The organism is Acetobacterium sp., from assembly GCF_030652775.1.
Lineage (GTDB): Bacteria > Bacillota > Clostridia > Eubacteriales > Eubacteriaceae > Acetobacterium.
This window is the reverse complement of record NZ_JAUSPS010000011.1, coordinates 81,950-90,200: the sequence shown is the minus strand read 5'-3', so window position 1 is coordinate 90,200 and position 8,251 is coordinate 81,950. Positions and strand designations below refer to the sequence as shown.

Below are 8,251 nucleotides of genomic sequence, written 5' to 3'. Positions count from 1 at the left end.
GAAAAAATGCGACCGACATGGCTATGGTGATTGATGCCATGGACATGCTGTACTCGCATAATATCGATGTGTTTTGCATTGTCACCAGTGACAGTGATTTTACCAAATTGGCCATGCGATTAAGAGAATCACAAGCGTATGTGATTGGTATGGGGGAATCAAAGACCCCTCTGGCGCTCACCAAAGCCTGCAACAAATTTGTGCATCTTGATTTGATCGCATCGGACGAGCCCAAGATCGAAGCGATTATCGAGAATCGTCAGCATGAAAATAATGCCAAAATGCTGGAGATAACAGAATCTAATGTTACCCCAATCAGTCAAATTCAGGAATCAATATTAGACATGATTGCGGAAGCAGATTATGTCACCCTGGGACTGGTAGGTTCATCACTGGGCAAATTATATACTGATTTTGATGTCAGAAATTATGGTTATACCAAACTCAATGTTTTTATTCGGGAAGAATTTCCCAAAATATACTTAGAAGAAAAGGATGGAACTGTCTTCGTCAAGATGAAAAATGATGTAGATTTCATGACGGTTAGAAATGAAATAGTCGAGATGATCACCAAATGCGGTGGGGTTGTTGAAAACCTATCTAAAATACATGAGGCGTTAAAAACAAATCATAGGCATTTCAATATCCATGATTATGGCTTCAGCCGCTTTTCCAGCTTTTTGAGAAGTATTGAAGAAATTTCTGTTGATGGTAACAAGGTCAAATTAAAAAGGAAGAATAAAAAGCAGATTTAGTATGGCTAAAAATCAGGCCATGATATAGAATGATCGGAATACTCGGATTACCCGTATTTGAGCATATATTAAGTATGAGGGCCACCGAATAAAATAACACAGCAAAAACAACGAAAGGAAACTAAGTATGACGCAAAAATTTTTACAGGCAACTGACATCATTGATTTTCATCATTTGGCAATCCAGAACAAAGCACAGCAGTTATTTCCCACTGGCATGAATGATGTTGAAAAGACAAGAACCGCCTTTGAATTTGTCAGGGATGAAGTTCCCCATACGTTTGACTGCAATGCCCAAATGATTACTGCAAAAGCATCGGATGTACTGATCCACCAAACCGGTATTTGTCATGCTAAAGCAAATTTGCTAGCTGCACTCCTGCGATCTCAGGAGATCCCCACCGGCTTCTGTTTTCAGCATATTACTTTGGCAGACGATGACTCGTTGGGGTACTGTGTTCATGCCTATAATGCTGTTTTTATTGAAAAAAATTGGATCAGGCTTGATGCCAGGGGTAATAAACCCGGTGTTAATGCGCAGTTTTCACTCAGTTAACCGATCCTGGCGTTTAAGAATTTCGCTCTCATGATTTTCAAGTGACAGCTTCGTGCGCCGTGTAAATACGACGGTGCCAGGAACACTTAACTTATCATCAAAAAAAACGGATAGAACGCCAGATCGGGAAGTTGATAATGTTAATTAATTTCAGGAGAATCGTTTGATTACAGTTAAAGTGGATGCATCGTGTGTTGTTCTAAATAATGGAAGTGAAGAGGTTTAAGATGAATCATGATATTCTATATCGTAGCGAAGAATTTATTTTTTCTTATCGAATCGCTGGCGTGCTTGTGCAGAATGAAACAATACTCCTGCAAAAACCCCTAAATGATGATGGTTACTCGATTCCAGGGGGCCATGTACGAAGGGGGGAAACTTCCCAGGAAGCTTTAATTCGGGAATTCAAGGAAGAAATCAATGCGGATATTCAAGTTGAAAAATTGCTTTTTGTGGGCGAGAATTTTTTCCCATGGGGCAATCGACCTTGTCAGCAAATCAGTCTGTATTATCATATTTCATTACAGGACGATACGCAAATTCCGTTGGACGGTGTGTTTAGAGTCATTGATGAACTGGAAAATATGCAAATTGATTTGGATTTTTGCTGGATTCCATTGTCCGAGTTAAAAAATGTAAAGTTTTATCCAACAAATCTAGTGGATGACTTAATTACAATGCCGGAAAATGTAAAGCATTTTGTTTTCAAACAGTCTATATGAGTCGATGGACGGTTTTCCCAGCCCCGGTGTCAGGCATGATTAACTTAAAAATTACCCCGTTATCTCATCATGGTTATTGAGATTGTGGCAGAAATTGATTAACCTCTAGCGATCATCAGACTGCCGAGAAGCTATTATTTTTAAAGGAGAAACACGATGGGAAATGAGAATTTAGCAGTTATTGTCTTTTTTTCAAAAGATGGCAATACCAGAAGTGGTGCAAAGCGCTTAAACGGACGTCTCGGTGGTAAGATAGTTGAACTACGGGAAAAGAAAAAAGGAAACTTTCTGCAGGCGATTTTTAAAAAAGGATCTCAACTCCAGGGCAACCCCTGGTATGAAATCACTGGTGCAACGTATGTTTATTTAATGCAGCCGATCTGGGCAAGCAATGCCGTGCCAGCGATGAATGCCTTTCTTCAGAACGCTGATTTTTCGGGGAAACTGGTTACAATCATCACTTTTCAGCAATTTGCTGATCTGAAGAACAGTGACAAGGTTCATCAGGATATTGCTGCGGCGGTCAAACAGAGAAAAGGACAGGTCATCGGAACCTATGCATTTATTGGCGGAAAAATGGGTCACTGTGCAGAGGAAAAATTGATTTATGATCAGATCGATTCGATGGCGCTACAGAACTGACATATCTACTACCCAGGTGAGCCCCGGTGTCAGGAGCACTTAACTTATGAAACATCAGCACTTGAAAGAAGGTATCAGATGACATTAAAGAAGTATATTATCATTTAGCTCATCGTGGTTATCGCTTTTTCCGGTTTACCAATCGGAGTGGTCGCCGCCAGTCAAGGCCTCCAAAGTTATAGTCAAATCAGGAACTTGGAAGATGATGCTAACATTGATGACGAAATCGTTATAATTTATCAAAATGACGGCTCAGTTAAAGATCAGGGGCTGACGACGAATCAGATCGAAGCCGGTAAAAAATTAAATGATCAGGTTGATATTATCAAAGTCAAGGATGGCGATCAGGTCGATGCACTGGTTTTAGAGCTGCTAAAGAATCGCCATGTGTTGGCTGCTCAAAAAAATACTTATATGAAATTTCCAGCCTTGCCAAACGATCCTAAATTAGCTCAAGCCTAGCAATTTGAAGCGCTCGGCGCCGATCAGACCTGGGATCAGGTTAAGAATGAAGACACCGTTGTTGCAGTGATTGCCAATAATGAGATGGGGATCTCCGGAGTGGCCGGCAATGCGGATATTAAAATCGCCCCGAGGTGCGGGCAATCAATATGAGCTTTGCGGGATATGATGATTTTTCAGCCCTCGAGACCGCCGTGGCATATGCGGCGAATGGAGCATTAAGCGGCACGACGGGGGAATCGCTGCGCCTGGAAGCCATTAAAATTGAGTTAACTGGGGCGGATGCCGATCTTTTTGATGTTTATTATCAAGGTTCATATCCAGAACATGGGTTGGCTGGATTGGGCAAAGAATGGAGATCCGACTGGTACCGAAGGTTTTGGTTACCGCATGGAGGGGATCAAGATCCAGGTAGTTTTAAAAGGAAGTGAAGCACCGGGGAGGGTAGAGCGACCTTTTGTTAAGAAATAAAGAGATCAAATGAAAAACCAAAAAACGTTTCAAAAACTCGCCCTAATCATGGCTGTCTTAGTGATTGTAGCTCGGGTGCCACAAAATCATAACCGCCGGTAACATGAAGCGTCGTTCCGATTAACGAACAAGTTTTAAAAGATAGAAAATAATGTTTGATTATGCAAAAGAAAAAAATGCAACGGATATGGCAATGGTTATTGATGCTATGGCCATAACATCGACGTATTTTGCACGTTACCAATAGAGATATTTCGGTTCTTCAGCAAAACGTTATGAACAAAGCCGAAAATTAGTAAAAGAATGTGAAAGGATAATTATTTATGAAAAAAATATCATTATTTATTGCCCTAATGGGTGTGTTAATGCTGACCGGCTGCGAAAGCGAAGCCGAAAAAGTTTCTTACAACTTGTCGCAACAAGCTGATAACTTCAATGTTGTCAGGCAGTTAACGGTTATCAATTGTATTGAGGGCGACGTTTTGTTTCAAATGACAGGGAAAAGGTCAATCACCGCCGACACCGCCGACAATCAGTTAGAAGTCATTGTCGAAGATGAAGACGGTAGCTATAAAAAGCATTTTATCGGGTTAAGTGACAACGTTACCTACGTGCTGGAAGATTTAGGCGAGACCAACGTTTCAAAGTACAAATATACCCTTAATTATAACCCTAAAATGTGGATTCCAGTCGATGTTCAGACAATCGATTAGGCAGCTAGCGCCAGGCACACATACATTAGTTGAAAGGTCTTACCAACGGTAAGAATGATGAGGTAAACTACAATGAAAGTAGAAGTTTGGTCAGATTATGTATGTCCCTTTTGTTATATTGGGGAAAGAAAGCTTGCCTTAGCCCTTGAGAAAACAGGGATGACCGAAGCAGTCGAGATCGTCTTTAATTCGTTTGAATTAGATCCGAACGCTAAAAAGAGCTATGAAGAGAACATCAATCAACTGATTGCAAAGAAATATGGGATGAGCATGGAACAAGCAATAACGGCTAACAATAATATCATCAATGTTGCCAAAGAAGTTGACCTGGAGTTCAATTTTGACAAACTGCAGCCGACCAATACCTTTGATGCTCACCGTTTGTCCCATTATGCCAAGGATATGGGCAAGCAGAAGGCCTATACTGAAGCGGTGATGAAAAGCTATTTTACTGATGCATTAAACATTTCAGATTTTGACGTGTTAACGGCGATAGCAGCAGAAGTGGGATTAGACCGAGTCGAAGCATTACGCATTTTAGAATCATCGGCTTTTGCTGAAGAGGTCAGGCAAGATGAAGCCAATGCCTATACACGACAAATACATGGTGTACCACATTTCTTGTTTAATGGAAAAGAGGCCATAAATGGCGCACAAACAGTTGATACTTTTGTGGCAGTGATTGAAGGGTTAAAATAAACAAGGGCAATTTCCCAAAAACACCTCTGACAGATAATCTGCCGGGGGTGTTTTTTTAGGTGATCACCGCAAGGGCATCTGATGTGTTGATCCACCAAACCGATCTTTTCTCGGCCAGCACCTGAGATGCCAGTCAGATAAAAATAATTATAGGTGATGTAGGCTGTATCCAGACGGGCACTTTGGTTTACGATATCTTCCCGGGAATAATCCTTATTCATAAATTCAAGAATCTCCCCATCACCGGTTTCCACGCCGATGGTAATGCACTGGGGCAGATGTGTGTGAAAAAGAAACTGGATAAAATTATAGCCGGTTAGGTGGAACCCAACCCGTATTATCACCGCTATAGGTAATTGATCCACTTGGGCATAAATTACCGCATCCATGACAATGATCAACGCAGCCATCTGGATAAATGACATGAGCGGCAGGGACTTTCTCGGTATCATAGACACCGTGGGTACATTTTTCGGTGCAACTACCACAACTAACACAAGAAACATAATCAATAACTGGGTACCATTGTTTTGCCATTTAAATTCTCCTAAATATTCAATATTTACTATAATATTAAACTACAAAAGATCCTAAAAATCAATCAAAAATCTCTTTTAGAACGTCTCTTTCACCATTCTTTTATCATCGGGTAAAGAAGGCGATAAAATGTATGTCGCATCGGATGACCGGGTATCAATCTGGCAGACCAGGGTAACCCAATAAAAATTACGGGAGCGAATGAGGAAAATCATTGAAAAGAATGAATTTCTCGTGAGGCAGGTGGCCAGGCTGACATGGATAGTCACCTGGCGGGAAGCATGATCCCGTGTGCGCAGGGCATTGACCAAACCTTGGCTCGGTTCGGCAATGGCAACAGAAGTTTTTAAATTAGGCTATTGATTTTGATTTAGGTAATTTTTGCAGGGTAAATAACTCTATATCCAAGTGTTTAATGATTAAAAAGGAAGGGTGATCAAGATGGATCCGATGCAATTCAAAAAAACACCTATTTATTTAGGGGAATTCAGGGAAGAAGCCCTCGAAAAAGAGTTTTATCAGGCGGAGATTTCCAGAAATTTTAATGTGCTCCGATTGACGATCCTGGTTGTTGCCATATTAACCTTCTTAATGATTGTACCAGAATATTACATTATCGAAGACCCATCTGATTTTTTCGCCGCCTTCATCATCAGTAGTTTCATGACAGCAGCCTTGATTATTTTGTTTATCAAGGTATCAAAGGACAAAAACTGGGATTCCCTGATCTACTGGTTTACCGTATACGAAATAATGATTGGGCTGTCACTAATTTATATTGTTTCCAGCTTGATGACAATGGACTTTATGATCCAGGTTATCAGCGTGATTGTGATGATTCTGCTTGTTTATCTGATCAATAACCGCTGGCTGTATTCGATTTTTACATCGTTGTTTCTGAGTATCAGTTATTTTGTTTTCGTTGCCGTATTTTTAAATAATGTATCAACTTCAGACTACCTGGCAGCTGTTTTGTTTATTATCCTGATTATTTTTATCTGCAGTATCGCATCCTATGGTACCAACTATTACAAGCGGTTTCATTATCTGAATCTGATCGAATTGTTAAGAGTGGCAGAACTCGATGCATTAACCGGGATCTATAATAAATCAAAGTTTAATAAGGATTACCAGGGACTGACAATCACTGTCAAACAGCAGTGTGGGCATTTATCAATTGTGATGTTTGATATTGATAATTTTAAGGAGCTCAATGATCAATATGGTCACTTGGTGGGTGATGCGGTTTTATTGGAGCTTGCCAATTTCATTCAACAAAACATCAGGAGTTCTGATATTTTTGTCAGATGGGGAGGAGACAAATTTATTCTGACTTTTCCTGATACGCATTTACAGCTGGCGGTTGAAATTGCTGAAAAGTTGAGAGTGATGATTGGGGAGCATTCATTTGAGAAAATTGGCCATTTGTCATGCAGTTTTGGTGTTGCCGCATTTAAAGAAGGTGATGAGTTGGACAGCTTGGTACGTCGTGCCGACGAACGGTTATACATAGCAAAACGACAAGGCAAAAACAAAGTCGTCTAAGCCGGTGGCCGGCAGGAAGTGCGGCTGTGCGAGATGATCACCTGGCTTTGATCGTTAGCGAAAACCAGTAATTAAAAATGAACCCTTTATGTTAGCAGTTTTCTATCTAACATGAAGGGTTCATTTTATTATGGTTGCTAAAATTTACAGCATTATTTTTTGTATTTTACCAGATCATTTAGTTCCACCAAAAAAGTTCGTCATCTCCGCTTTTGCCATGATTGTGATGGTGACGCAAAAGATCGCACTGCTGCTGGCACTGTCGCTGGTGATGAGTCTGTCAGCTCCGGTATACGCAACCGAAACAGCGGAAAGTGAGGCTGCCGAAGCGGACAGTGTGTCCTCAAATCTTATCAATCCTGCGGTTGACTGGGCGCTGGATAAGCTCGCGGGCGAGGCACTAACTAAGATCGGTAGTAAAAGTATCGATGAGGCCTTCAGTTTAATTTATGAGGATAAAACCACCTCCGTTTTGGCATCATTGCAGGCGATGGATGAGAAGCGATTCGACGCAATCGACAAACAACTCGGCGATATGCAAACGCAACTGAAAGAGATAAGTAAGAAGATAGAAACCAACGATCTGGGTCAAAAACTTGACGGTTTTACTACTTATATGACTGATTATAAAACCCTCTACAACAAAATGTCGACAAGGAATTCCCAAATTGGCAATGATCCCAAACTGACTAAAGAATATTTAACCTTAATATATAATGGCAATCTGAATTACAGCGTGGGTAGCCATAGCATTCCAGATGCTACGCTAAATCTGGGGAGAGAATTAACAAGAGTGTATTACAGCAATAGTTGCAATATCTTTGATACTTTTGATACCTTGGATAAGTATACCAATCACTGTACCTTGAAGTTAACAGCAAATATTGATTATCCCCTGCCAATCACCCTGAATGGCTGTGGTGTTAACATCGATTTGAACGGCTACACACTAAATGTTCAGCCGGACAGCGCTGCCCCCAAGAACATCGAACCGGATGGCAGCACCGTCACCGCGACCAGCGTCACGGCGGCTGGTGACGATGTCTATGGCGTCGAATGCGCCAAAATCAGCACCGGCATCAGCGTGGCACCTACGATTTCACTAAATACGATTTAAACACGGATATTAAATAAACATTCTTTCATATT

The 8,251-nt window shown here is 40.9% G+C and carries 11 protein-coding genes and 1 pseudogene; 11 read left to right on the top strand and 1 reads right to left on the bottom strand.

Annotated elements, in window-relative coordinates; genetic code table 11:
• The 9 genes and pseudogenes from Q7J41_RS02215 to Q7J41_RS02180 all read left to right on the top strand — a co-directional run.
• Window positions 1-755, top strand: a 755-nt coding sequence (locus tag Q7J41_RS02215) for an NYN domain-containing protein (RefSeq protein WP_304884798.1), incomplete at its 5' end; no start/stop codon positions are given.
• Between the two features lie 127 nt (window positions 756-882).
• Window positions 883-1,311: a transglutaminase domain-containing protein gene (locus tag Q7J41_RS02210; RefSeq protein WP_304884796.1), complete on the top strand. Its 429-nt coding sequence runs from the start codon at window positions 883-885 to the stop codon at window positions 1,309-1,311.
• Between the two features lie 227 nt (window positions 1,312-1,538).
• Window positions 1,539-2,033 carry an NUDIX hydrolase gene (locus Q7J41_RS02205; RefSeq protein WP_304884794.1) on the top strand — a complete coding sequence of 165 codons (495 nt, stop codon included), beginning with the start codon at window positions 1,539-1,541 and terminating at the stop codon, window positions 2,031-2,033.
• Window positions 2,034-2,189: 156 nt separating this feature from the next.
• Window positions 2,190-2,675 carry a hypothetical protein gene (locus tag Q7J41_RS02200; protein ID WP_304884793.1) on the top strand — a complete coding sequence of 162 codons (486 nt, stop codon included), beginning with the start codon at window positions 2,190-2,192 and terminating at the stop codon, window positions 2,673-2,675.
• Between the two features lie 195 nt (window positions 2,676-2,870).
• The gene (locus Q7J41_RS02195) at window positions 2,871-3,137 is read left to right on the top strand and encodes a hypothetical protein (RefSeq protein WP_304884791.1); all 267 of its coding nucleotides are present in this window, start codon (window positions 2,871-2,873) and stop codon (window positions 3,135-3,137) included.
• Window positions 3,138-3,286: 149 nt separating this feature from the next.
• A pseudogene (locus tag Q7J41_RS17760) lies at window positions 3,287-3,379 on the top strand (hypothetical protein); the annotation flags it as partial.
• A gap of 40 nt (window positions 3,380-3,419) precedes the next feature.
• Complete coding sequence (locus Q7J41_RS17755; RefSeq protein ID WP_370650973.1) at window positions 3,420-3,608, top strand: hypothetical protein; 189 nt, start codon at window positions 3,420-3,422, stop codon at window positions 3,606-3,608.
• A gap of 323 nt (window positions 3,609-3,931) precedes the next feature.
• On the top strand, window positions 3,932-4,321 hold the full coding sequence (locus Q7J41_RS02185) for a hypothetical protein (protein WP_304884789.1): 390 nt from the start codon (window positions 3,932-3,934) through the stop codon (window positions 4,319-4,321).
• A 72-nt stretch (window positions 4,322-4,393) separates the two neighbouring features.
• Complete coding sequence (locus tag Q7J41_RS02180) at window positions 4,394-5,020, top strand: DsbA family oxidoreductase (RefSeq protein ID WP_304884787.1); 627 nt, start codon at window positions 4,394-4,396, stop codon at window positions 5,018-5,020.
• A 306-nt stretch (window positions 5,021-5,326) separates the two neighbouring features.
• Here the strand turns inward: Q7J41_RS02180 and Q7J41_RS17750 are convergent, their stop codons facing one another.
• The gene (locus Q7J41_RS17750; protein ID WP_370650972.1) at window positions 5,327-5,557 is read right to left on the bottom strand and encodes an ATP-binding protein; all 231 of its coding nucleotides are present in this window, start codon (window positions 5,555-5,557) and stop codon (window positions 5,327-5,329) included.
• A 450-nt stretch (window positions 5,558-6,007) separates the two neighbouring features.
• On the opposite strand from Q7J41_RS17750, the gene Q7J41_RS02175 reads away from it, so the two are divergent.
• Window positions 6,008-7,102, top strand: coding sequence for a GGDEF domain-containing protein (locus Q7J41_RS02175; protein WP_304884785.1), 1,095 nt, complete (start codon window positions 6,008-6,010; stop codon window positions 7,100-7,102).
• 130 nt (window positions 7,103-7,232) lie between these two features.
• On the top strand, window positions 7,233-8,219 hold the full coding sequence (locus tag Q7J41_RS02170; protein ID WP_304884783.1) for a hypothetical protein: 987 nt from the start codon (window positions 7,233-7,235) through the stop codon (window positions 8,217-8,219).
• Window positions 8,220-8,251: the final 32 nt, after the last annotated feature.